Source organism: Peptoniphilus ovalis, from assembly GCF_018919265.1.
Lineage (GTDB): Bacteria > Bacillota > Clostridia > Tissierellales > Peptoniphilaceae > Peptoniphilus_A > Peptoniphilus_A ovalis.
In genome coordinates this window covers 224250-245503 of record NZ_JAHLQO010000002.1, presented here as the reverse complement: position 1 = coordinate 245503, position 21254 = coordinate 224250, and the positions used below count along the sequence as shown (strand labels likewise).

The 21254-nt window shown below is 33.9% G+C and carries 37 protein-coding genes; 2 read left to right on the top strand and 35 right to left on the bottom strand.

Going from position 1 to position 21254, the window contains the following annotated elements; all coding sequences use genetic code 11:
• Positions 1-27 precede the first annotated feature (27 nt).
• The 33 genes from rpsK to KQI68_RS03370 form a co-directional block, all read right to left on the bottom strand.
• Positions 28-423, bottom strand: a complete 396-nt coding sequence (rpsK, locus tag KQI68_RS03530; protein WP_216548746.1) for a 30S ribosomal protein S11 — start codon at positions 421-423, stop codon at positions 28-30.
• 12 nt (positions 424-435) lie between these two features.
• Positions 436-798, bottom strand: a complete 363-nt coding sequence (rpsM, locus tag KQI68_RS03525; RefSeq protein ID WP_216548745.1) for a 30S ribosomal protein S13 — start codon at positions 796-798, stop codon at positions 436-438.
• Between the two features lie 11 nt (positions 799-809).
• The gene (gene rpmJ, locus KQI68_RS03520) at positions 810-923 is read right to left on the bottom strand and encodes a 50S ribosomal protein L36 (RefSeq protein ID WP_005957387.1); all 114 of its coding nucleotides are present in this window, start codon (positions 921-923) and stop codon (positions 810-812) included.
• A gap of 25 nt (positions 924-948) precedes the next feature.
• A complete protein-coding gene (gene infA / locus KQI68_RS03515) occupies positions 949-1167 on the bottom strand; it encodes a translation initiation factor IF-1 (protein ID WP_005957367.1) in 219 nt (72 codons plus the stop codon).
• An 18-nt stretch (positions 1168-1185) separates the two neighbouring features.
• Complete coding sequence (locus tag KQI68_RS03510) at positions 1186-1419, bottom strand: KOW domain-containing protein (protein WP_425516606.1); 234 nt, start codon at positions 1417-1419, stop codon at positions 1186-1188.
• Between the two features lie 23 nt (positions 1420-1442).
• Positions 1443-2084 carry an adenylate kinase gene (locus KQI68_RS03505; RefSeq protein ID WP_216548743.1) on the bottom strand — a complete coding sequence of 214 codons (642 nt, stop codon included), beginning with the start codon at positions 2082-2084 and terminating at the stop codon, positions 1443-1445.
• A 10-nt stretch (positions 2085-2094) separates the two neighbouring features.
• Positions 2095-3375 carry a preprotein translocase subunit SecY gene (secY, locus tag KQI68_RS03500; RefSeq protein ID WP_216548742.1) on the bottom strand — a complete coding sequence of 427 codons (1281 nt, stop codon included), beginning with the start codon at positions 3373-3375 and terminating at the stop codon, positions 2095-2097.
• Positions 3375-3824 (bottom strand): 50S ribosomal protein L15, encoded by a 450-nt coding sequence (gene rplO, locus KQI68_RS03495; protein ID WP_216548741.1) that lies wholly within the window; start codon positions 3822-3824, stop codon positions 3375-3377. The genes secY and rplO overlap by 1 nt, the downstream gene beginning before the upstream one ends.
• Positions 3825-3837: 13 nt before the next feature.
• Positions 3838-4014, bottom strand: a complete 177-nt coding sequence (gene rpmD, locus KQI68_RS03490; protein WP_216548740.1) for a 50S ribosomal protein L30 — start codon at positions 4012-4014, stop codon at positions 3838-3840.
• 11 nt (positions 4015-4025) lie between these two features.
• Entirely contained in the window at positions 4026-4532 is a 507-nt protein-coding gene (rpsE, locus tag KQI68_RS03485) for a 30S ribosomal protein S5 (RefSeq protein WP_216548739.1), read from the bottom strand.
• 13 nt (positions 4533-4545) lie between these two features.
• The gene (rplR, locus tag KQI68_RS03480; protein WP_216548738.1) at positions 4546-4908 is read right to left on the bottom strand and encodes a 50S ribosomal protein L18; all 363 of its coding nucleotides are present in this window, start codon (positions 4906-4908) and stop codon (positions 4546-4548) included.
• A 15-nt stretch (positions 4909-4923) separates the two neighbouring features.
• Complete coding sequence (gene rplF / locus KQI68_RS03475; protein WP_216548737.1) at positions 4924-5460, bottom strand: 50S ribosomal protein L6; 537 nt, start codon at positions 5458-5460, stop codon at positions 4924-4926.
• A 14-nt stretch (positions 5461-5474) separates the two neighbouring features.
• Positions 5475-5870, bottom strand: a complete 396-nt coding sequence (gene rpsH / locus KQI68_RS03470) for a 30S ribosomal protein S8 (protein WP_216548736.1) — start codon at positions 5868-5870, stop codon at positions 5475-5477.
• A gap of 28 nt (positions 5871-5898) precedes the next feature.
• Positions 5899-6084, bottom strand: a complete 186-nt coding sequence (locus KQI68_RS03465; protein WP_216548735.1) for a type Z 30S ribosomal protein S14 — start codon at positions 6082-6084, stop codon at positions 5899-5901.
• 10 nt (positions 6085-6094) lie between these two features.
• On the bottom strand, positions 6095-6640 hold the full coding sequence (gene rplE / locus KQI68_RS03460; RefSeq protein ID WP_216548734.1) for a 50S ribosomal protein L5: 546 nt from the start codon (positions 6638-6640) through the stop codon (positions 6095-6097).
• 11 nt (positions 6641-6651) lie between these two features.
• The gene (gene rplX / locus KQI68_RS03455; protein WP_216548733.1) at positions 6652-6960 is read right to left on the bottom strand and encodes a 50S ribosomal protein L24; all 309 of its coding nucleotides are present in this window, start codon (positions 6958-6960) and stop codon (positions 6652-6654) included.
• Positions 6961-6975: 15 nt separating this feature from the next.
• A complete protein-coding gene (gene rplN, locus KQI68_RS03450) occupies positions 6976-7344 on the bottom strand; it encodes a 50S ribosomal protein L14 (RefSeq protein WP_216548732.1) in 369 nt (122 codons plus the stop codon).
• A gap of 23 nt (positions 7345-7367) precedes the next feature.
• Positions 7368-7622: a 30S ribosomal protein S17 gene (rpsQ, locus tag KQI68_RS03445; RefSeq protein WP_216548731.1), complete on the bottom strand. Its 255-nt coding sequence runs from the start codon at positions 7620-7622 to the stop codon at positions 7368-7370.
• Positions 7623-7626: 4 nt separating this feature from the next.
• Positions 7627-7833, bottom strand: a complete 207-nt coding sequence (rpmC, locus tag KQI68_RS03440) for a 50S ribosomal protein L29 (RefSeq protein ID WP_216548730.1) — start codon at positions 7831-7833, stop codon at positions 7627-7629.
• Positions 7823-8254, bottom strand: coding sequence for a 50S ribosomal protein L16 (rplP, locus tag KQI68_RS03435; protein ID WP_216548729.1), 432 nt, complete (start codon positions 8252-8254; stop codon positions 7823-7825). Before rplP ends, rpmC begins: the two co-directional genes overlap by 11 nt.
• A gap of 18 nt (positions 8255-8272) precedes the next feature.
• Positions 8273-9019, bottom strand: coding sequence for a 30S ribosomal protein S3 (rpsC, locus tag KQI68_RS03430; RefSeq protein ID WP_216548728.1), 747 nt, complete (start codon positions 9017-9019; stop codon positions 8273-8275).
• An 11-nt stretch (positions 9020-9030) separates the two neighbouring features.
• Positions 9031-9366, bottom strand: coding sequence for a 50S ribosomal protein L22 (rplV, locus tag KQI68_RS03425; protein WP_216548727.1), 336 nt, complete (start codon positions 9364-9366; stop codon positions 9031-9033).
• An 11-nt stretch (positions 9367-9377) separates the two neighbouring features.
• Entirely contained in the window at positions 9378-9662 is a 285-nt protein-coding gene (rpsS, locus tag KQI68_RS03420) for a 30S ribosomal protein S19 (protein ID WP_216548726.1), read from the bottom strand.
• A 12-nt stretch (positions 9663-9674) separates the two neighbouring features.
• Entirely contained in the window at positions 9675-10505 is an 831-nt protein-coding gene (rplB, locus tag KQI68_RS03415) for a 50S ribosomal protein L2 (protein WP_216548725.1), read from the bottom strand.
• A 19-nt stretch (positions 10506-10524) separates the two neighbouring features.
• Positions 10525-10812, bottom strand: a complete 288-nt coding sequence (gene rplW / locus KQI68_RS03410) for a 50S ribosomal protein L23 (RefSeq protein ID WP_281422234.1) — start codon at positions 10810-10812, stop codon at positions 10525-10527.
• Positions 10812-11435: a 50S ribosomal protein L4 gene (gene rplD / locus KQI68_RS03405; protein ID WP_216548724.1), complete on the bottom strand. Its 624-nt coding sequence runs from the start codon at positions 11433-11435 to the stop codon at positions 10812-10814. Before rplD ends, rplW begins: the two co-directional genes overlap by 1 nt.
• 17 nt (positions 11436-11452) lie before the next feature.
• Positions 11453-12085, bottom strand: coding sequence for a 50S ribosomal protein L3 (gene rplC, locus KQI68_RS03400; RefSeq protein ID WP_216548723.1), 633 nt, complete (start codon positions 12083-12085; stop codon positions 11453-11455).
• 59 nt (positions 12086-12144) lie between these two features.
• Positions 12145-12462 carry a 30S ribosomal protein S10 gene (gene rpsJ / locus KQI68_RS03395; protein WP_216548722.1) on the bottom strand — a complete coding sequence of 106 codons (318 nt, stop codon included), beginning with the start codon at positions 12460-12462 and terminating at the stop codon, positions 12145-12147.
• Positions 12463-12891: 429 nt separating this feature from the next.
• Positions 12892-14409 carry an alkyl hydroperoxide reductase subunit F gene (gene ahpF, locus KQI68_RS03390; protein ID WP_216548721.1) on the bottom strand — a complete coding sequence of 506 codons (1518 nt, stop codon included), beginning with the start codon at positions 14407-14409 and terminating at the stop codon, positions 12892-12894.
• Positions 14409-14978 carry an alkyl hydroperoxide reductase subunit C gene (gene ahpC, locus KQI68_RS03385; protein WP_216548720.1) on the bottom strand — a complete coding sequence of 190 codons (570 nt, stop codon included), beginning with the start codon at positions 14976-14978 and terminating at the stop codon, positions 14409-14411. The genes ahpF and ahpC overlap by 1 nt, the downstream gene beginning before the upstream one ends.
• A gap of 147 nt (positions 14979-15125) precedes the next feature.
• Positions 15126-15917: an ABC transporter ATP-binding protein gene (locus KQI68_RS03380; protein ID WP_216548719.1), complete on the bottom strand. Its 792-nt coding sequence runs from the start codon at positions 15915-15917 to the stop codon at positions 15126-15128.
• Positions 15914-16939 carry a FecCD family ABC transporter permease gene (locus KQI68_RS03375; protein ID WP_216548718.1) on the bottom strand — a complete coding sequence of 342 codons (1026 nt, stop codon included), beginning with the start codon at positions 16937-16939 and terminating at the stop codon, positions 15914-15916. The genes KQI68_RS03380 and KQI68_RS03375 overlap by 4 nt, the downstream gene beginning before the upstream one ends.
• The gene (locus KQI68_RS03370) at positions 16936-18072 is read right to left on the bottom strand and encodes an ABC transporter substrate-binding protein (RefSeq protein ID WP_246541230.1); all 1137 of its coding nucleotides are present in this window, start codon (positions 18070-18072) and stop codon (positions 16936-16938) included. Before KQI68_RS03370 ends, KQI68_RS03375 begins: the two co-directional genes overlap by 4 nt.
• A gap of 202 nt (positions 18073-18274) precedes the next feature.
• On the opposite strand from KQI68_RS03370, the gene KQI68_RS03365 reads away from it, so the two are divergent.
• Positions 18275-19072 carry an electron transfer flavoprotein subunit beta/FixA family protein gene (locus KQI68_RS03365; protein ID WP_216548716.1) on the top strand — a complete coding sequence of 266 codons (798 nt, stop codon included), beginning with the start codon at positions 18275-18277 and terminating at the stop codon, positions 19070-19072.
• A gap of 8 nt (positions 19073-19080) precedes the next feature.
• The gene (locus tag KQI68_RS03360; protein WP_216548715.1) at positions 19081-20076 is read left to right on the top strand and encodes an electron transfer flavoprotein subunit alpha/FixB family protein; all 996 of its coding nucleotides are present in this window, start codon (positions 19081-19083) and stop codon (positions 20074-20076) included.
• A gap of 138 nt (positions 20077-20214) precedes the next feature.
• On the opposite strand, the gene KQI68_RS03355 is transcribed toward KQI68_RS03360, so the two are convergent.
• Positions 20215-20907 carry an LrgB family protein gene (locus tag KQI68_RS03355; RefSeq protein ID WP_216548714.1) on the bottom strand — a complete coding sequence of 231 codons (693 nt, stop codon included), beginning with the start codon at positions 20905-20907 and terminating at the stop codon, positions 20215-20217.
• Positions 20897-21250, bottom strand: a complete 354-nt coding sequence (locus tag KQI68_RS03350) for a CidA/LrgA family protein (protein WP_216548713.1) — start codon at positions 21248-21250, stop codon at positions 20897-20899. Before KQI68_RS03350 ends, KQI68_RS03355 begins: the two co-directional genes overlap by 11 nt.
• Positions 21251-21254: the final 4 nt, after the last annotated feature.

Here is a 21254-nt window from a genome sequence, read left to right as displayed (position 1 = left end):
GGGTACCCTCCTTCTCGATTAAATAGTTTACACTCTTCTACGTTTTGGTGGTCTACATCCATTGTGAGGAATTGGAGTAACGTCTTTAATCATAGTTACTTCAAGACCTGAGGCTTGAAGAGATCTAATCGCAGCTTCTCTTCCAGAACCTGGACCCTTAACGTATACATCAACACTTTTTAGTCCATGTTCTTTTGCTTTTTCAGCAGCTTCTTGTGCTGCTTCTTGAGCTGCAAAAGGAGTTGACTTTCTTGATCCTCTAAAACCAAGTTGTCCTGCACTTGCCCAGGATATTACATTACCGTTGATATCAGTAAGAGTAACCATAGTATTGTTAAATGTTGAAGCTATATGAGCTTCACCTTTTTCAATGTTTTTACGCACACGTCTTTTTACACGAGTAGCTCTTTGTTTTTTAGCCATTTAAGTCCCCCCTTACTTCTTCTTAGTAACAAGTTTTTTAGGACCTTTTCTAGTCCTTGCATTAGTCTTAGTCTTTTGTCCCCTTACAGGAAGACCAGCTCTATGTCTTCTTCCACGGTAGCAGTTGATTTCTCTTAGTCTTTTAATGTTCATAGCAACATCACGACGTAAATCCCCTTCAACGTGGTATTTATCTATTTGTTCTCTTATAGCTGCAAGTTCCGCTTCAGTTAAATCTTTAACTCTAGTGTCAAAATCAACACCAGCATTAGTTAAAATTTCTTGAGATCTAGGTTTTCCAATACCATAGATATAAGTTAGTCCAATTTCAACTCTCTTTTCTCTAGGTAAGTCTACACCAGAAATTCTAGCCATAATTACCTCCCTTATCCCTGTCTTTGTTTATGCTTTGGATTTTCGCAAATTACCATTACTCTTCCGTTTCTCTTAATGATTTTGCACTTTTCGCACATCTTCTTTACAGATGGTCTTACTTTCATTTATAATGCCTCCTAATCTAGGATATTATTTCTTTCTCCAAGTTATTCTTCCTCTTGTAAGATCATAAGGTGAAAGCTCAACTGTCACCTTATCACCAGGAAGAATTCTAATATAATTCATTCTCAATTTACCCGAAATATGAGCAAGTATGATATGTCCATTTTCAAGTTCAACCTTGAAATGTGTATTTGGCAGTGCGTCTACAACAACGCCCTCAACTTCAATTACATCTTCTTTAGCCATATTTTTAAGGATCCTCCTTTAGCTATAAGGTAAAAGTTTCTTTCTAATATAACTGTCATTTAAATCCTTAACATCAAGATCAATGAAGCTATTGTAGATATAAAGATGCTTTACCTTCTTCTTTTTTGGTCGATCTAGCTTTCTAAGTTTTCCATCTACTAGAAAGAGGTAGTCTTTGTCAATAACTTCTGAAATGACAAAAACCTTGCCCTCATCTCTGCCTTTTTTGGATCTTACAATCTGTCCTTTCAAAAGACCTAATGTATTATCCATTATTATTCGAGACCGCTTACTATATCTTCAAATACCTTATCAATATTTTGTGAACCATCAATGTCCATTAAAAGACCTTGCGCTTTGTAATAATCAATTAATGGTGCAGTTTGATCAAAGTATACAGAAATTCTAGTTCTTACAGTTTCTTCAACATCGTCATCTCTTTGGATTAACTTTGTGCCGTCTTTATCACATATACCCTCTTCTTTAGGAGGATTAAACGCTACGTGATAAGTTGCACCACAAGACTTACATATTCTTCTACCTACTGCTCTTTCAATTAATATCTCTGGATCTACATTAATATTAATTACTTTTGTCAGCTTTTCATTATTTTTATCTAATATAGAATCTAAGCTAACTCCTTGAGCAACAGTTCTTGGGAAGCCATCTAATAAAAATCCGTCTTTTGCATCGTCTTTGTTAAGTCTATCTTCAACAAGTTCAATAACAAGTTCGTCTGGAACTAATAGACCCTTGTCCATATAAGATTTTGCTTTTTTTCCAAGTTCTGTATCATTCTTTATATTTTCTCTAAAGATATCTCCAGTTGAAATATGTGGAACATTGTATTTTTTTACAATTGATTCAGCTTGTGTGCCTTTTCCAGCACCTGGAGGTCCCAATATAACTAACTTCATATAATGCCTCCTATTTGTTCTTTAAGAAACCGCGATAATTTCTCATAATAAGTTGTTGTTCTAACACTCTGTGGATTTCAAGTACAACACCTACAACGATGATAATTGATGTACCACCATAGTTAAATTGAAGTCCTGAAATCTTTGTTAAAATTGTTGGAAGAACTGCAAGTATTGATAGTGCAATTGCTCCCGGTAGAACTAATCTATTTAAAGTTCTTGATAAATAATCACTTGTTGGCTTACCTGCTCTGATACCAGCGATAAATCCGCCGTTAGCTTGTAAATTCTTTGAATATTCTACTGTATTAAATTGAATTGTAGTGTAGAAGAATGTGAAGAATATAATTAAAATTACAGTTAAAACTACATAAAGCACAACTCCTGGTCCTCCAGCTGGAGTAAACCATTTTTCAATCCAATTTCTTGTAGATTCACTAGTGAACATTCCAATAGTTGCTGGAATAGCCATTAGTGAGTTTGCAAAGATAATAGGCATTACACCAGTCATTAAAACTTTGATTGGAATATGAGTGGATTGTCCACCATACATTTTTCTACCTACTACTCTTTTTGCATATTGTACAGGTATTCTTCTTTCACCTTCTGTTAATGTTACTACAAAAACAACAATTGCAATTGCAACAACTAAGAAAAGTACTAAGAATATTGGGCTTGATTTTCCAGCACGTACAAGTGCCACTGATTGAGCGATGTCAAGTGGAAATCTTGCCACAATACCTGCAAAAATTAATATTGAAATACCATTTCCAATTCCATGTTCTGTAATTTGCTCTCCTATCCAAATCAAAATTGCAGTACCTGCTACAATTGAAAGGATAATAGTAACATATTCAATTGGACTAGTTGCATTAACAGCATCTTTAAATAGTCCAAAAGTGTATCCAATTGCTTGGATAAGTGCAATAACAATTGCTAAATATCTAGTGTATTTTGCAATTGCCTTTCTACCAGTTTCTCCTTCTTTTGCAAGAGATTCCAAGGAAGGAATAGCTATTGTTAAAAGCTGAAGAATGATAGAAGCTGTAACATATGGATAAATGTTAGCAGCAAAAATTGTAAATCTTCTAAAGTTTCCTCCTGCCATTAAGTCAAGGAAGGAAAATATTGATCCATTCGCTCCACTCATAAGTTGTGAAATAACTTGTGAGTTCATAAAAGGAACAGCAATATGAGATCCAATTCTATATATTAAAAGCATGAAAAGTGTGAAAAGCATTTTGTTACGAAGGCTATCTATCTTCCACGCATTTCTAAATGTGGATAGCATTAGATCACCTCGGCCTTTCCTCCGCATGCCTCAATTTTTTCTTTAGCTGATTTTGAGAAATGCGAAGCTTTAACAGTTAGTGCAACATTAAGTTCCCCTTCTCCCAAAATTCTAACGCCGTCTTTTGCTTTAGATGCTTTGATGAATTTGTTTTCAACTAAGAATTCAGGAGTGATTTCAGTTCCTTTTTCAAATACATTTAAGTCAGAAACGTTAATAACTGCATATTCCTTCTTAAAGATATTAGTAAATCCTCTCTTAGGAAGACGTCTAAATAGTGGCATTTGACCACCTTCAAATCCTGGTCTAACTCCTCCACCGCTTCTAGCGTTTTGGCCCTTATGACCTTTACCAGAAGTTTTACCAGTACCGGAACCTATTCCACGACCTACTCTTTTTCTGGCTTTAACTCCGCCACCCTCATTTGGTCTTAAGTCATGTAATTTCATTAGGTACACCTCCTTATTCTTGTACTTCAACCATGAAGTTAACTTCTTTTAACATACCTCTAATTTGAGGAGTGTCATTTTTTTCAACTACTTGACCAATTTTTCTAAGGCCAAGAGCTTTTATTGTTCTTTTGTGTTTAGGTATTTTGCCGATAGGGCTTTTTACAAGTTTAATTTTAATAGTGCTCATATTTTATCCCCCTATCCTAAAATTTCTTCAACAGATTTATTTCTAAGTTTAGCAACTGATTCTGCAGTTTTAAGTTGTTTTAAACCTTCGATAGTTGCATTAACTGTATTTCTTGGATTATTAGTTCCAATATTCTTTGTACGAATATCAGAGATACCTGCAAGTTCACATACAGCACGCACAGCTCCACCGGCGATAACTCCTGTACCTTCTCTTGCTGGTTTTAAGAATACTCTACCAGCTCCATAAATTCCAGTTACTTGATGAGGAATTGAAGTATTTAGTAGATTAACTTCTATAATGTGTTTTCTAGCATCTTGTGTTGCTTTTCTTATTGCTTCAGGAACTTCAAGAGCTTTACCTGTACCAACACCAACGTGTCCGTTTCTATCACCAACAACTACAAGTGCAGAGAATCTCATGTTTCTACCACCCTTAACTGTTTTGGCAACTCTGTTGATTGATACAACTCTTTCTTCAAGATCAAGTTCTGCCGCATTTATTAATGAACGCTCCATTACTTCCTCCTTCTTAGAATTTTAGACCAGCTTCTCTAGCTGCTTCTGCAAGTGCTTTGACTTTTCCGTGGTATACATAGCCACCTCTGTCAAATACAACTTCGTCTACCCCAGCTTCTTTTGCTTTATTAGCAATAGAAGTACCTACAGCTTTAGCCGCATCAATATTACCAGTTTGTTCTAAATTAAGTGACTTATCAAGAGTAGAAGCACTACAAATTGTATGTCCTACTTCGTCATTTATAATTTGAGCATAAATATGTGACGCAGATCTGTAGATTGAAAGTCTAGGTCTTTGTGAAGTGCCGGAGATATGATTTCTAAGTCTTTTGTGTCTTTTTTGTCTGTTTTCGTTTCTATTAATTCTTTTTAACACTTAAATTCTCCTTTCTTATTTACCAGTTTTTCCTACTTTACGTCTTACATATTCGTCAATATATTTGATACCCTTTCCTTTATATGGTTCAGGTTCTCTAAATCTTCTAATGTAAGCAGCATAAGCTCCAACTTGTTGTTTATCTATACCTCTAATAATTATTGAGTTAGGTGCAGGAACTTCAACTTCAATTCCTTCAGGATCTTCTAAATCAAGTGGATGTGAAAATCCTAAGTTTAAAGAAAGTGTCTTACCTTTTTTAGCTGCTCTATATCCAGTACCGATGATTTCTAGTTGTTTACTATAACCTTCAGTAACTCCAATAATCATGTTTTCAATTAGAGTTCTTGTTAGACCATGAAGTGCTTTGATTCTCTTTGTTTCATTTGGTCTTTCTACAGTGAGAACTCCGTCATTTAATTCTATTTTTAAATCTTTATCGAAAGATTGTGTTAATTCACCCTTTGGTCCCTTAACAGTAACGTTTTGGCCGTCAATTTTTACATCAACGCCATTTGGGATTTCAATAGGTTTTTTGCCAATTCTTGACATGTTTCACCTCCAAATTACCAAACGTAGCAGATTACTTCTCCGCCTACTCCTTCATTTCTAGCTTGTTTATCTGTAATGATTCCCTTAGATGTTGAAATAATAGCTATTCCAAGGCCTCCAAGTACCTTTGGAACATCTTCGCACTTAACATAAACTCTAAGTCCCGGTTTAGAAATTCTCTTTAATCCAGAAATAACTCTTTCACCAGATTCAGCATATTTTAAATCAACTTTAATCATACCTTGCTTGTCATCTTCAAGAACATCATAACCCTTGATGTATCCTTCTTCAAGAAGAATCTTTGCGATTTCTTTTTTAATATTTGAACAAGGAATATCAACAGATGTATGTCTTGCACTATTAGCATTTCTAATTCTTGATAGCATATCTGCAATTGGGTCTGTCATCATATCAGTTTGCCTCCTTTCATCTAAGGTCTTACCAACTAGCTTTTCTTACGCCAGGAATTTGTCCCTTATAAGCTAGTTCTCTAAAACATATTCTACATATTCCGTATTTCTTTAATACAGAGTGTGGTCTTCCACAAATTGTACATCTAGTATATTCACGAGAAGAGTATTTTTGCTTTCTCTTTTGTTTTGCAATCATTGATTTTTTAGCCACTTCGTACCTCCTAAGCTCTCGCGAAAGGCATTCCCATTTGTTCTAGGAATACTTTAGCTTCTTCATCAGTATTTGCAGTAGTAACAATATTTATATCCATTCCTCTGATTTGATCGATTTTATCGTACTCAATTTCAGGGAAGATTAATTGCTCTTTAAGTCCTAATGCATAATTTCCTCTACCATCAAATGCAGTTGGCTTAACTCCTCTGAAGTCTCTTACTCTTGGTAAAGCTACATTCATAAGTTTGTCAAGAAAATCATACATTCTTTCTCCTCTAAGAGTAACTTTTACACCAACGCTTTGACCTTCACGAAGTTTAAAGTTTGCAATTGACTTTCTAGCATGAGTTACAAGTGCCTTTTGACCAGCGATAGTTGTAAGTTCATTTACTGCAGCTTCAAGTGCTTTAGGATTGTCTTTAGCTTCGCCAATACCAATGTTTATAGTAATTTTTTCAAGTCTCGGTACTTCCATAACATTTCTATAATTGAAACGTTCCATTAGGTGGCCCACAACTTCTTTTTTATATTTTTCTTGTAATCTTGAAGTCATTATTTTACCCCCTACTTAATTGTATTTCCGCTAGATTTTGCATATCTAACTTTTTTTCCGTCTTCTATTCTATATCCAATTCTTGTTGTCTTTCCAGATGCTTTGTCAACAAACATTACATTAGAAACATGAATTGGTGCTTCCATTTTTTCAATTCCACCTGGAGCTTGAGGTCCTCTAGGTTTTATGTGTTTTGTAACAACATTTACCTTTTCAACCACAACTTTGTCTTCCTTTGGGATTGTTCTTAAAACTTTTCCAGTCTTGCCTTTATCTTTTCCGGCTATAACTTTTACGATGTCATCTTTTAAAATTTTCATTACTACACCTCCAAATTATAGTACTTCCGGAGCTAGAGAAATAATTTTCATAAAGTTTCCAGCTCTTAGTTCTCTAGTTACAGGTCCAAATATACGAGTTCCTACTGGACTTCTATCTTCTTTAATAACAACTGCAGCATTGTCGTCAAAACTAATATAAGATCCATCTTTTCTTCTTATACCTTTGCTTGTTCTAACAATTACAGCTCTTACAACAGAACCTTTCTTAACAACGCCGCCTGGTGTTGCATGTTTAACAGAGCAAACTACAATATCACCAATATTAGCTGTTCTTCTATTAGTTCCACCAAGGACTTTAACAACAGATAGTTCTCTTGCACCTGAATTGTCAGCAACACGTAATCTTGTTTCTTGTTGAATCATGTTTTTCTCCTTTCAGTCTAAAATTATTGAGCTTTTTCAATAATTTCTACAAGTCTCCATCTTTTATCTCTGCTTAGTGGTCTAGTTTCCATTAGTTTTACCTTATCACCAATACCACATTCGTTATTTTCATCATGAGCCTTGAATTTAGTAGTCTTCTTAAATCTCTTCTTGTAAATAGGATGAGTTTTAAAAGTCTCAATTGCTACTACAATAGTTTTATCCATTTTATCACTTACTACAACGCCAGTTATAGTTTTTCTTGAATTTCTTTCCATGAGATTAAGCCTCCTTTCCAACTTCAAGTTCACGTTCTCTAATGATCGTTTTTACTCTTGCTATATCTCTTTTAACAGTTTTAATGCTTGATGGATTGTCAAGTTGGCCTGTTGCCAATCTAAATCTCAAATTAAAAAGTTCATTTTTAAGCTCATTAACTTTGTTATTTAATTCTTCGCTTGATAAATTACGAATTTCTTTAGCCTTCATTTGAGTCACCATCCTTATCTTTCATAACGAATTTTGTTTTGATAGGTAGCTTCATAGCTGCTAGTCTCATAGCTTCTCTTGCAACTTCTTCTGAAACTCCACCCATTTCAAATAAAATTCTACCTGGCTTAACAACTGCTACCCAGTACTCAGGAGCACCCTTACCAGAACCCATACGAGTTTCTGCAGGTTTTTCAGTAACAGGTTTGTCTGGGAAAATCTTAATCCAGATATTTCCACCTCTACGAATATATCTTGTCATAGCACGACGTGCCGCTTCTATTTGATTTGAAGTAATCCAACAAGGTTCTAGAGCTTTAATTCCGTATTCGCCATATGCAAGCTCATTTCCACGTAGGGCTTTACCCTTCATTCTGCCTCTGTGGACTCTACGATATTTTACTCTTTTAGGCATCAACATGACTATATTCCTCCCTTCTTAAGACTCTTTGTTTCTATTATCTCTTCTATTATTTCTATTGAAATTATTGTTTCTGTTATTATCGCGTCTCTTGCGATTTCTGTTATCTCTTGGCTTTTTATTAGTTTCTTCTAATTCTGGAAGAACTTCACCTTTGTATAGCCAAACTTTAACACCAAGTTTTCCATAAGTTGTATCTGCTTCAGCAAATCCATAATCAATGTCAGCTCTTAGTGTTTGTAGAGGAATAGTACCTTCAGAATATCCTTCAGTTCTAGCCATATCAGCTCCGCCAAGACGTCCTGAAACTGAAGTCTTAATACCAAGTGCTCCTTGACGCATTGTTCTTTGAATAGCTTGTTTCATAGCACGTCTAAAAGAAACTCTTCTTTCAAGTGCTTCTGCAATGCTTTCAGCAACAAGTTGTGAATTTAAATCTTGATTTTTGATTTCTTCAACATTTATTACAACAGATTTTCCTGTTAATTTTTCGATTTCTGTTCTAAGTTCTTCAACTCCAACTCCGCCACGGCCAATTACCATACCAGGTTTTGCAGTGTGAACTGAAACTTTAACTCTATTTGCTGCTCTTTCGATTTCGATTTTTGCAATTCCTGCAGCATAAAGTTTTTTCTTAATATATTTTCTAATATTGTTATCTTCAACTAATAAATCGGCAAAATTCTTTTTGTCCGCATACCATTTTGAATCCCAATCTTTGATTACACCAACACGAAGTCCATGTGGGTTTACTTTTTGACCCATACTCTACCTCCTTACTCTCTTTCTGCTACGACAACGCCAATGTGACTTGATCTTTTTAGAATTGGATAAGCCATTCCTTTAGCCTTAGGACGGAATCTCTTCATTGTAGGTCCGTCATTAGCGTATGCCTTTTTCACATAAAGATCGTCTCTATCTAAATTAAGGTTGTTTTCAGCATTTGCTACTGCTGAGTGAAGTACCTTATAGAGCTCATGAGCTCCTCTCTTATTAGTAAACTTTAAAATAGAAAGGGCTTCATCAACACTTTTTCCACGAATTTCTGCGCAGATGTAATTCACCTTTAGAGGTGAAATTCTTACATATTTTGCTATTGCTTGTGTTTCCATTAATACCCTCCTTATCTTACTGTAGTACTCTTTTCGCTCTTGCCACCGTGGCCTCTATAAGTTCTTGTTGGAACAAATTCGCCTAATTTATGTCCTACCATATCTTCTGTAATATATACTGGCACGTGTTTTCTGCCATCGTGAACAGCTATAGTATGTGAAACAAATTCAGGGAAAATAGTTGAGCGACGAGACCAAGTTTTTATAACTTTCTTTTCGTTCTTTTCATTTAGTTCGTCAACCTTCTTTAGAAGGTGTTCATCAGCAAATGGTCCTTTTTTAATTGATCTACTCATTATACCCTCCGATTACTTAGTTCTTCTTCTAACTATATATTTGTCAGATTTCTTGTTTTTCTTTCTAGTTTTAAGTCCTAGAGCTTTCTTGCCCCAAGGAGTCATTGGTGAAGGTCTACCAATTGGAGTTCTACCTTCCCCACCACCATGAGGGTGATCTACTGGGTTCATCGCAGATCCTCTAACGTGAGGTCTCTTTCCAAGATATCTACTCTTACCAGCCTTACCTAAAGTGATAAGTTCGTGGGAAATATTTCCAACTTGTCCAACAGTTGCCTTACATCTTTGACTTACTAGTCTGAATTCTCCAGATGGAAGTCTAAGTTGAGCATATTTTCCTTCTTTAGCCATTAGTTGAGCAGATGATCCTGCAGATCTTGCAAGTTGTCCACCCTTTCCTGGTGTAAGTTCAATATTATGAACTGTTGTACCAACAGGAATATCAGCAAGGATTAGTGCGTTACCAATTTTGATATCTGCATCTGTTCCTGATTCAACTACATCTCCAACTTTTAATCCATTAGGTTGAATGATATATCTCTTTTCACCATCTGCATAAGAAAGTAAAGCGATATATGAAGTTCTGTATGGATCGTATTCGATAGCTTGAACTTTTGCTGGGATATTGTCTTTATTTCTCTTAAAATCTATAATTCTATATTTTCTTTTTACTCCGCCGCCTCTGTGTCTACTAGTAATTCTACCGTATGAGTTTCTTCCGGCAGTTTTCTTAATAGTAGTTAAAAGAGACTTTTCAGGTGTTGTCTTTGTGATTTCATCAAAAGTAGCAACAGTCATCTTTCTACGGGCAGGAGTTGTAGGTTTAAATCCTCTAATTGCCATTTTCTATAACCTCCTACTATTAGATAGAATCAAAAAATTCTATCGGTTCTGAGTCATCAGTAAGTTTTATTATAGCCTTTTTCCATGAAGGACGTCTTCCTTGATGAACTCCTTGTCTTTTAAGTTTTCCACGAACATTCATTGTGTGAACTTTTTCAACCTTAACTCCAAAAATTTCTTCAATTGCTGATCTAATTTCTGGTTTAGTAGCATTTTTATCAACTTCGAAAGTATATTTGTTTTCTTCCATCATGTCCATTGATTGTTCAGTTACTACAGGTCTTTTAATGATATCAAATTTATTCATCAGTTAAACACCTCCTCAATAGTTCCAAGTGCTTCTTTACTGATTATTAGACTGTCATACTTTAATAAATCATATACATTAATATCAGTTGCTCTTGAAGTTTTAACACCTTCAATATTTCTTGCAGCTCTTGCTACATCTTTTTCATTGTCATCAACAACTACTAGAGCTTTCCTAGCTGATTTAATATCTTTTAAGATGTTAGCAAAGATTTTAGTCTTTGGCTCTTCCATTTCAAATTTATCAACGATGATTAATTCACCATCTTGTAATTTACTTGTTAATACTGATCTAAGTGCAAGTCTTCTTACTTTCTTAGGAGTAGTGTAGGAGTAATCTCTAGGTTTCTTAGCAAAAACAACTCCACCACCTGTCCATTGAGGTGATCTTATAGATCCTTGTCTAGCACGACCAGTTCCCTTTTGTCTCCAAGGTTTTCTTCCTCCTCCACGAACTTCTGAACGAGTTTTTGCAGAGTGAGTTCCTTGTCTTTTATTAGCTAAAATGTTTTTAACAACTAAATAAACAGCATGTGTGCTTACAGGAGCATCAAATAGCCCTTCACTTAGTTCGACTTCTTCAACAGGATTTCCCTTAATGTCAATCATTTGAATCTTAGGCATTTCTTTACCTCCCTATCTTATTTAGTCACTTTAACAGTGCTTTTAATTCTTACAGTTCCCTTCTTAGGTCCTGGAATAGCACCCTTAACTAAAATTAAATTTTTATCTGTATCTATTCTTACAATTTCTAAATTTTGAACAGTAACTCTTTCGTTACCCATCTTTCCAGACATTCTGTGGTTTTTAAATACCTTACCTGGATATGATGCTGCTCCCATACCACCGGCAGTTCTGTGTAGTTTAGAACCGTGAGTTTCTCTACCACGTCCGAAGTTATGACGTTTGATTACACCAGCAGTACCTTTACCTTTTGATTTTCCCACAACATCTACATGTTCTGCTACTTCAAAGATATCTACTTTTATTTCGTCTCCTAGATTATAGTTTTCAACATCATCTGTTCTAAATTCTGAAAGATGTCTTCTATAACCTACTCCAGCTTTATCAAAATGACCTTTCTCAGGTTTGTTTAATTTCTTTTCTTTAACCTCACCTGTTGCAACTTGGATAGCATTGTATCCATCAGTTTCAATTGTTTTCTTTTGTACAACAACGTTTGGTTCTACTTCAATAACTGAGACAGGAGTGACAGTACCCTCTTCGTCGAAGATTTGAGTCATGCCAATTTTCTTACCTACTAAATATTTCACGTTGCACCTCCTAATAATTACAGCGGACTTTTCTTAAAAAAGTCTTATAAAGCAAAGTTTTAAAGTTTAATTTCTATGTCTACACCAGCTGGTAGATTAAGTTTCATTAGTGAATCTACAGTCTTTTGTGTAGGATTTAAAATATCAATTAGACGCTTATGAGTTCTTTGCTCAAATTGCTCTCTAGAATCCTTGTACTTGTGTACAGCTCTTAAAATAGTAATAATTTCTTTTTCTGTTGGAAGAGGAATTGGTCCAGATACATCTGCTCCACTCTTCTTAGCTGCATCAACAATTCTCACTGCTGAAGTATCAAGTAATTCGTGATCGTAAGCCTTAAGCTTAATTCTAATTTTTTGTTTGCCTTTGTTTGACATAATATACCTCCATTCGCTATGTCTTTTGCGAAGGGGGTTATTGATACACGCATCCTCGTGTGTTAATAGGACACGTTTGAAAAAATAACCCACGCCCAGGTCAAGCCTAGACTTCTCCGTCATAATTACCTTGAATCTCCTTTTTTCCGCAAAAATTCAAGCAACTTATGACTTCATCGCAACTTCTTTTTCTAAACGCTTAAATATTATACTTTAAATATAAGTATTTGTAAAGGAAAATTTACGCATTTTTCAATATTTTTTGTAATTTTTCCCTAAAACTTACAAGCAAGCATTATATATTAAAGTTTTAATAATTTCAATATAAAAATACATTTAAAGTAAAAAAAATATGGCAAAGAAAATTCTCCGCCATATTTCTTCTATTATATATAATATATATTTATTTATTAACTGGGACAAATAAAATTATTTTGTCATTAAATAATTATAAGCACCTAGAGCTGCAGTAGCACCGCTTCCTTGTGCAATGACTATTTGATTAAATGCAGAATCAGTACAATCTCCTGCTGCGAAGATTCCTTCAACATTTGTCTTGCCAAATTTGTCTACTATGATTTCTCCACGGGAATTCTTTTCTACTATATCTATCCATTCTGTAATTGGAAAAAGTCCAACTTGGATAAAGCATCCTGCAGTATCTTCTGTAATGACTTCTCCAGTATTTCTATCTTGATAAGTTATTTTTTCAAGAACTTTTTCGCCCTCTAGGCTTTGTGTAGCTGCACTTGTGACAACTCTTACATTTTTAAGTTCCTTTAACTTATCTTGAAGAACTGAATCAGCCTTAAGCTCTGGTAAGAATTCAAGAACTAAAATTTCTTTTGCAATTCCTGCTAAATCAATTGCAGCTTCAATTCCTGAATTTCCTCCACCTATTACAGTGACTTTTTTATCTCTAAATAGTGGGCCATCGCAGTGCGTACAATAAGCCACACCTTTATTTCTAAATTCAATTTCTCCTGGAACTCCAATTAATCTCCACTTAGCGCCTGTTGCAATTACAATTGTCTTTGCCTTAAGATCTCCATTATCAGTTTTGATTGTCAATGGACTTCCTTCTACTACATCTTCTACAGTCACTCCATCAATAATATCAACATTGTATTTTATTACATGCTCTCTTACTTCCTCCATAAATTTAGGACCTTCAGTGTAAGGAATACCTGTAATATTTTCTATTGAAAGAGTTTCTTTAACTTGTCCGCCAAACTCACTAGCTACTAATCCAGTTGTAATACCCTTTCTAGCTGCATAGATTGCCGCAGTTGCACCAGCTGGTCCACCACCAATTATTAACATATCATACACTGGTTTTTCTTCAAGTTTTAAATCTTCTTTTTCATCTGTAACTTTGTTTAAGATTTCATTGATTGAGATTTTTCCATTGTAGAAAAGTTCTCCATTTAAATATGAAGTTGGAACTGCTAATATTCCAAGTTCTTCAACATAATCTTCAAACATTGATCCATCAATCATTGTGTGAGTGATTTTAGGGTTTAAAACAGACATAATATTTAAAGATTGAACAACTTCTGGACAGTTGTGGCAACTTAAAGATACTATTGTCTGAAAATTAAGTTCTTCATCAATTGCCTTGATTCTTTTAATTTGAGCTTCTTCAATCTTTGGAGCTCTCCCTCCAACTTGAAGAAGTGCCAAGATAAAAGATTCAAATTCATGACCTAGAGGAATACCTGCAAATGTAATTCCTTCTATATCTTCTGATGAAAGCGAAAAGCTAGGAGTGTATTTTAATTCTTTTTCTTCTAACTTTAGTTTGTCAGATAGCGGAATTAACTCATCTATAAATTCCTTAACTTTCTTTGAATTTTCAGAATCATCTAAACTAATAGAAATTACAACTTCCCTTTCGAGAAGTTGTAAATATTGTTTTACCTGTTCTTTTAGATTATTATCTAGCATTAGATCTTACCAACTAGGTCTAGTCCTGGAGTTAGAGTTTCTCCTGATTCCTTCCATTTAGCTGGACAAACTTCGCCAGGATTTTCTCTTACGAATTGAGCTGCACGAATCTTATCGTAAACTTGGCTTGCATCTCTTCCGATTCCATCAGCATTGATTTCTACAGTTTGGATAACTCCATCTGGGTCAATAACAAATGTTGCTCTTTGAGCTACTCCGCCTTCTTCGTCAAGAACATCAAAATCTCTTGTAATTGATTTATGTGGATCAGCAAGCATTGTAAATTCTAGTTTAGAAATAGCTTCTGAGTGATCATGCCATCCCTTGTGAACGAAATGTGAGTCAGTTGACATTGAGTAAACTTCAGCACCTAGCTCTTGTAATTTAGCATATTGTTCTTGCATATCTTCTAATTCAGTTGGACATACAAAAGTAAAATCTGCAGGGTAGAACATTAATACTGTCCATTTACCTTCAAAATCCTTGTTTGAAACTTCAACAAACTCTTCTTTTTTTGGATTATATCCATTTGTCTTAAACTCTGGTATTCTTTTTCCTACTTGTGACATATTGTCCTCCTTCTTTAAATTTGTTTTTTAAAAATTTCTTTATTTACTATTTTTTTTGATAAAAATTATCATATCTATTATACCCTATATATTTTTTTAATAAACACCTTTTTGATATTTATTCATAAAAATAAATAGCAGAGACTTTTACATCTCTGCTAATCCTGTCGTTATAATGCTTTCATAATTTTTTCCATTTATATTTATATTTTTTATCTCTACATTTACATCAAAAGCTGATTTAATATTTTCTTTATTTAATATTTCTCTTGTATCCCCAAATTTATAATCTCCACCATATTTAAGCAAAAGACATTTATCTGAAATCTTAAGAGCGTGCTCTGGGTAATGAGTATTTATTATTACAATTGTCCCTTCTCCTGCAAGTTTTTCTATTAAATCTAAAATTATAATCTGATTTTTAAAGTCAAGTCCGCTTTCTGGCTCATCGAGTATTATAATCTTTGGATTATTTACTAGTGCTCTTGCAATTAAAACCATTTGAAGTTCTCCACCGCTCATTTCATTGCAACTCTTAAAAGATAACTTTTCTATTCCAATTCTCTTCATTATTTCTAGAGCGTCATCTCTATCTTTTTTACTTGGAGTTTCGAAAGCATTTAACTTTGAAGACTTTCCTAAAATTACCATTTCAAGTCCAGTGTATGCAAATACAAAATTTCTCTTTTGAGGAATATATGAAATTTCTGACCAAAGTTTTTTCGTATTAATATTCTTTATGTCTTCGTTATTAATTAAAGTTTTTCCGCTGTTCCATTTTAATAGTCCAGTTATGCATTTAATAAGTGTTGTTTTTCCCGCTCCATTAGGCCCCAAAACCGAAAGTATATTTGACTCTTCAAGAGAAAAGTTTATGTCTTTTAAAATAAAATCATCTTTATTAAATTTGAAAAATCCCTTTTCAACTTCTAATCTCAATGAAAACTACCTCCAGTCCTTCTTAATAATAGTATAAATATTGGAGCTCCTATAATTGCAGTAAGTATTGATATTGGAAGCTCGATTACAGAAACTGTTCTTGAAAGAGCTTCAATTAAAACCATAAATGATGCCCCTAGACTTAAACCAAAGGGAAGAGTGTAAACATTATTGGCACCTACAAACATCCTCGCAAGATGGGGAATAATCAAACCAATCCAACCAATTTGACCACAGATTGAGACGGCGCTTGCAGTTATAATGGTCGAAAGTAAGATAAAGGTAAATCTAGTCTTTCTTATATCTATTCCCAATGATTTAATTTCATCTTCCGATAAAGATAAAATATTTAGTCTCCATCTCATTTTGTAAATTAAAATTGAAGAAATTAAAATAATAGGACCAGCCAATAGAAGATTTTTATATGAAGCTCTGCCAAAGGAGCCCATCAACCAATATGTAATTTGCGGAAGCTTATCCATGGGATCAGCCATATACTTAAGAAGTGATGAGAAGGCATTAGACAGTGATGAAATTATAATCCCCACCAAAACAAGCATTATAATAGAAGACTCTTCTCTTTTTATAATTCTTATAGTTATAAAAATTGACAAAAGTCCTGTAATAAGTGCTATTAATTGTATGCCAAAGGAGTTTAAATTTAAAAGTATTGCAATAATTGCACCAAGACTTGACGCACTAGACACTCCAAGTACATCTGGTGTTGCAAGTGGATTTGAAAATAGGGATTGAAAAGTTATTCCAGCAACTGTAAGACCACTTCCCACAATAATTGCAGTTATAATTCTCGGAAGTCTAAGTTTTAAAATTACAGACTCCATAATTGGATCAATTTCTCTATTTCTTATCAAATTAGAAAAGAATTCAATTGTATCTTTGAAATTAATTTCCATTCTGCCCATATTAACTGCAGCAAGTGCAGCTAATATAGGTAGAATGATTAAAATTATATAGACATAAAAATGGATTTTTCCATTTTTTACGCAATAATTTTTTATCATATATTAAACATTTCCTTTAATTCATCTTCTGATAAATCATAATTATACCATTTAGAATAATATTCTTTGATTTTTGCATTTAAATCATATTCTTTAAATTCTTCAGGATAAGTTGATTTTGCCATCCATGCATATACAAGTGGTGCATCTGGATTTGGTGTAAACCAGTTCCACATTCCAAGTCTTGTGTTAAAAACTCTCTTATTCTTAACTGCATCTAAATTAGAAAAATCAATTCCTTCAACAGAATTATTGTAAACATCATCTGTTGTGATATCTAGAAGTCCTGGCCCATCTAAGAAAAGTACTTCTGGATTCCAGCTGTAAATTTGTTCAGCATTTACTTGTGGGTATCCCTTTTCTTCAGCGGCTACATTTTTTGTACCAATTCTTTGTTGCCAAAATCCTCCAAAAGATCCAGTACCTGCAACAATAGGCACTCCTTGATTGTATTTCCATAAAATCATAGAAGTAGGTCTTTTATCTTCAGGAACTTTTGCAATTCTTTCTTCAACTTCAGACACAATTTCTTCGCCAGCCTTTACATAGTCATCCATCTTGCCCTTTTCATTAAAGACATCTTCTAATAGTCTAAGCCATTCATTGTTTCTATTAATTGGGTCAGCTGGAGTTTCTCCACCTACAGTTGCAAAACCAATGAGTGGAATACCTGTCTTTGAAAGTGCTTCATATCTATCAGCATTTTTTGCATTGTAGAAGATTACATCTGGTTTTAATTTTATAATTTCTTCAACATTTAAATCAGATTGACCTTCCACAGTAGTTTCTGCATCTAAAAGTTCAGGTGCAATGTCTTTTAAAATTGATTTTGAAACAGCTGCTTTAAGTGAGCCTGCATATCCGACTATGTGAGGAGCCTCTCCCTTATGATATGCCATATAAGTAGACATAATAGGCACTTGATCAATTACTATTCTCTCAATATTATTCGGAAGCTCAACTTCGTGACCTGCATGGTCTACTACTTTATGAGTTCCTGTGGACTCTTCTGTAGTTGTTTCTACTTTAGTATTATTATCAGTTTTTGCAACTTCATTTTTGTTTTGACAACCTGTTAAAAGTCCAAAACTAAGAGCAAGAACTAATAGTAAACTTAATAATTTCTTATTCATCTTACATCCCTTTCTTGTATTGAATAAATTTGCCATTTAAATTTAATTAAACAGTTATTTCCATTATAAACCATAATATAATAAATCAAAAGTTGTTTATCGATAATGTTTTTCAATATTTGCAATTAGAAATTTATATATCCTTTGTATTTTCAATTATTAGGGGGTATACTAATAATATATGGGAAATAAAGGAGGAACTATGAAAATATTATTATTAATGAAAACTGTTCCTGATACGACAAATGCAAAGATAGATCCTGAAACTAATAATTTAATTAGGGATGGAGTTAAAACAATTATAAATCCATCAGATTTATGTGGATTGAAATTTGCATTAAATGTCAAGGAACAAGTTGACGAAGATGTTGAAATTTCAGTTTTGACAATGGGACCACCAAGTGCTGAAAAATTCTTGCGTGAATGTATACAAATGGGTGCTGAAGAGGCATACTTGCTTGAGGGGTTAGAGTTTAAAGGCTCTGATACAATTGCAACTTCCTATGCACTTTCAGAAGCAGCAAAGAGCATAGGAGATTTTGATATAATCTTTGCTGGTGACCAAACAATGGATGGAGACACAGGACAAGTTGGATCTCAAGTTGCTGAAAATCTTGGCATGAATCAAGTCACTTATATAACTGATATAAATTATGTAGATGGGGAATACGAAGTAAAAAGAAATATTGGAGAAGGCGTAGAAACTGTAAAAATTAAAGCACCATTTGTGGCAACAGCTCTTAAAGGCTCTGTAAATAAACCATCTAAATTCGCTTTAAAAAGAAGTAAAATCGCAAAAGAAAAAGAAATTCACGATTTAACAGCAGAATCAGTTGGACTAGACCTTGATAAAATTGGTCAAAAGGGATCACTTACAATAGTTAAAGATTTAAGTGCTCCAGAAAAATCAGAAACTGGAATTATAATAGATGAAGGTTCAGCTGAAGAAAATGTAAATAAAATGATAGATATCCTTGTTGGTAAAAAATTATTAGTGTAGGTGATAAAATGAAAAAAGGAAATATTTGGGTAATAAACGAAAATTCTGGCAATTCACTTTCACTTATATCTCAAGAAATAATGTCTAAGGCGAAAGAACTTTCAAAAACATTAGATAAGGAATTTGTCGGAGTAGAACTTGGTTATGAAAACGACGAAATAGTAAAAGAATTAGCTCGCTACGGCGCAGACAAAGTAATACAAGTAGATGATGAAAATCTAAAACACTACAATACTTTAGGATTTGCAAAAGTTCTAGATAAATTAATAGATAAATACGATCCTGCAATAATTATGCTTCCTGCAAGTCACAATGGACGTGACCTAGCTGGTAGAATCTCTGCAAAAAGACATATTGGACTTGTAGCAGACTGCTCATCAGTAGAACTTACTGAAGACAAGGAAGACATCAAATGGGTTAGACCATCTTTCGACGGAAAATTATTCTGTGATGTTAGAATACTTTCAGAAACAATGATGGCTACAATAGGCAGAGGCGCTTTTGTAAAAGCAGATTACAACGAAAATAAAGTTGCAGAAGTAATAAAAGAAGAATCTGGACTTACTGCAGAAGATATAAAAACTGAATTCGTAGATTATGAAGAATCTGACATAGATCCAGCACTAGACAAATTATTAAATTCAAAAGTAGTAGTAGCTGGCGGCAGAGGACTTGGTGGCCCAGAAAACTGGCACTTAGTAGAAGAGTTAGCAGAAGCACTTGGCGGATCAGTAGGTGCAACAAAAGCTGTTACCGATTTAGGTTGGTGCGAAAAATCACTTCAAGTAGGAGTAACTGGCGCTAATGTAAAACCAGACCTTTACATTGCTCTTGGTATCTCAGGTGCAATTCAACATACTAAGGGAATGGAAGATTCAGCAACAATTATTGCAATAAATAACGATCCAGATGCTCAAATTTTTAAAACTGCTCATTATGGAATCGTTGATGATTTATTTAATGTAGTTCCTAAACTTATTGAAGAAATTAATAATAGAAAATAATTCATATAGACCTTGGCAATGCCAGGGTTTATTTTTTTGCAATAAAAGAACCTATCTCACTATGAAATAGGTTCTGGAAGTACGATTATTTATATTTTGTTTATATGTTATTATTTGATTTTGATTATTTAGAGTATTCTAGAATAAGATTTCTATAAACTTTATTGCAACTGGCATAAGTATAACTGTTACAAGTCCTGCCACTGCAATAGAAAGTCCACTCATTGCTCCTTGGATTTCTCCAAGTTTTCTAGCTTCAGATGTCCCTACAGCGTGGGATGAAGTGCCAATTGCTACCCCTTGAGCTGTTGGATCTTTAATTCTGAAGATTTTCATTATTATTGGAGCTATTACTGCTCCTGTAACTCCTCTTAAAACTACAAGCACTGCAGTGATTGCAGAATTTCCACCATATTCTTCCGATAAAGATATGGCAATGGCCGTAGTTATAGATTGTGGTGTAGATGAAACAACTAAATTTTCATCTAATCCCACAAACTTAGATACAACTATTGCAAATAAAAGTGAAATAATTGAACCTAATATAGTGCCAGTAAAGATAGGTACTAAATTTTTTTTGAGTTCACCGAAGTTTTCAAATAAATCAACTACCATGGCAACTGTAGCAGGCGCTATAAAAAATACTATAAAGTCTCCGCCTTGCTTATATGTTTCGTAAGGTATACCCGTAACCTTTAAGAATAAAATACACAAAGCTATAGATATAAGAAGGGGATTTGCAATAGGAGTTTTTAACTTATTATTAATAAATTTACCTATCTCATAAGTTGCAAATGTTAAAATTATACCAAAATATTTATTATCTAACATTGTTCCTCCTTTGCAATAATTCTATTATCTTTCCTGTTAGACCCATAGTGATTGCAGTACCTGCTACAACTACAAGAACAAGCACTAAAGTCTTGCCTTTTATTTCATCGTAGCTATTAATAATACCTACTCCTGCTGGCACAAAAAGAATTGCTAAGTTATGAAGTATTCCATTTGAAGTTTTCTTTACATCATCTGGTTTTATAATCTTCAAGGTGAAAGCTATGAAAAGATAAATCATCCCATATACAGCTTCAGGAATTGGAAAGCTAATAAAGTGTTTTGTTATAATTCCTAAAAATAAGCAAGTACATAGGATAACAAATTCTTTTAAATAATTCATAACT

Bases quoted from the DNA above. Each gene is read 5' to 3' on its own strand.
- rpsK (WP_216548746.1), bottom strand. From the start codon at position 423: ATGGCTAAAAAACAAAGAGCTACTCGTGTAAAAAGACGTGTGCGTAAA.
- rpsM (WP_216548745.1), bottom strand. From the start codon at position 798: ATGGCTAGAATTTCTGGTGTAGACTTACCTAGAGAAAAGAGAGTTGAA.
- rpmJ (WP_005957387.1), bottom strand. From the start codon at position 923: ATGAAAGTAAGACCATCTGTAAAGAAGATGTGCGAAAAGTGCAAAATC.
- infA (WP_005957367.1), bottom strand. From the start codon at position 1,167: ATGGCTAAAGAAGATGTAATTGAAGTTGAGGGCGTTGTTGTAGACGCA.
- KQI68_RS03505 (WP_216548743.1), bottom strand. From the start codon at position 2,084: ATGAAGTTAGTTATATTGGGACCTCCAGGTGCTGGAAAAGGCACACAA.
- secY (WP_216548742.1), bottom strand. From the start codon at position 3,375: ATGCTATCCACATTTAGAAATGCGTGGAAGATAGATAGCCTTCGTAAC.
- rplO (WP_216548741.1), bottom strand. From the start codon at position 3,824: ATGAAATTACATGACTTAAGACCAAATGAGGGTGGCGGAGTTAAAGCC.
- rpmD (WP_216548740.1), bottom strand. From the start codon at position 4,014: ATGAGCACTATTAAAATTAAACTTGTAAAAAGCCCTATCGGCAAAATA.
- rpsE (WP_216548739.1), bottom strand. From the start codon at position 4,532: ATGGAGCGTTCATTAATAAATGCGGCAGAACTTGATCTTGAAGAAAGA.
- rplF (WP_216548737.1), bottom strand. From the start codon at position 5,460: ATGTCAAGAATTGGCAAAAAACCTATTGAAATCCCAAATGGCGTTGAT.
- rpsH (WP_216548736.1), bottom strand. From the start codon at position 5,870: ATGATGACAGACCCAATTGCAGATATGCTATCAAGAATTAGAAATGCT.
- rplE (WP_216548734.1), bottom strand. From the start codon at position 6,640: ATGACTTCAAGATTACAAGAAAAATATAAAAAAGAAGTTGTGGGCCAC.
- rplX (WP_216548733.1), bottom strand. From the start codon at position 6,960: ATGAAAATTTTAAAAGATGACATCGTAAAAGTTATAGCCGGAAAAGAT.
- rplN (WP_216548732.1), bottom strand. From the start codon at position 7,344: ATGATTCAACAAGAAACAAGATTACGTGTTGCTGACAATTCAGGTGCA.
- rpsQ (WP_216548731.1), bottom strand. From the start codon at position 7,622: ATGGAAAGAAATTCAAGAAAAACTATAACTGGCGTTGTAGTAAGTGAT.
- rpmC (WP_216548730.1), bottom strand. From the start codon at position 7,833: ATGAAGGCTAAAGAAATTCGTAATTTATCAAGCGAAGAATTAAATAAC.
- rplP (WP_216548729.1), bottom strand. From the start codon at position 8,254: ATGTTGATGCCTAAAAGAGTAAAATATCGTAGAGTCCACAGAGGCAGA.
- rpsC (WP_216548728.1), bottom strand. From the start codon at position 9,019: ATGGGTCAAAAAGTAAACCCACATGGACTTCGTGTTGGTGTAATCAAA.
- rplV (WP_216548727.1), bottom strand. From the start codon at position 9,366: ATGGAAACACAAGCAATAGCAAAATATGTAAGAATTTCACCTCTAAAG.
- rpsS (WP_216548726.1), bottom strand. From the start codon at position 9,662: ATGAGTAGATCAATTAAAAAAGGACCATTTGCTGATGAACACCTTCTA.
- rplB (WP_216548725.1), bottom strand. From the start codon at position 10,505: ATGGCAATTAGAGGATTTAAACCTACAACTCCTGCCCGTAGAAAGATG.
- rplW (WP_281422234.1), bottom strand. From the start codon at position 10,812: ATGAATAAATTTGATATCATTAAAAGACCTGTAGTAACTGAACAATCA.
- rplD (WP_216548724.1), bottom strand. From the start codon at position 11,435: ATGCCTAAGATTCAAATGATTGACATTAAGGGAAATCCTGTTGAAGAA.
- rpsJ (WP_216548722.1), bottom strand. From the start codon at position 12,462: ATGTCAAACAAAGGCAAACAAAAAATTAGAATTAAGCTTAAGGCTTAC.
- ahpF (WP_216548721.1), bottom strand. From the start codon at position 14,409: ATGCTAGATAATAATCTAAAAGAACAGGTAAAACAATATTTACAACTT.
- ahpC (WP_216548720.1), bottom strand. From the start codon at position 14,978: ATGTCACAAGTAGGAAAAAGAATACCAGAGTTTAAGACAAATGGATAT.
- KQI68_RS03375 (WP_216548718.1), bottom strand. From the start codon at position 16,939: ATGATAAAAAATTATTGCGTAAAAAATGGAAAAATCCATTTTTATGTC.
- KQI68_RS03370 (WP_246541230.1), bottom strand. From the start codon at position 18,072: ATGAATAAGAAATTATTAAGTTTACTATTAGTTCTTGCTCTTAGTTTT.
- KQI68_RS03365 (WP_216548716.1), top strand. From the start codon at position 18,275: ATGAAAATATTATTATTAATGAAAACTGTTCCTGATACGACAAATGCA.
- KQI68_RS03360 (WP_216548715.1), top strand. From the start codon at position 19,081: ATGAAAAAAGGAAATATTTGGGTAATAAACGAAAATTCTGGCAATTCA.
- KQI68_RS03355 (WP_216548714.1), bottom strand. From the start codon at position 20,907: ATGTTAGATAATAAATATTTTGGTATAATTTTAACATTTGCAACTTAT.
- KQI68_RS03350 (WP_216548713.1), bottom strand. From the start codon at position 21,250: ATGAATTATTTAAAAGAATTTGTTATCCTATGTACTTGCTTATTTTTA.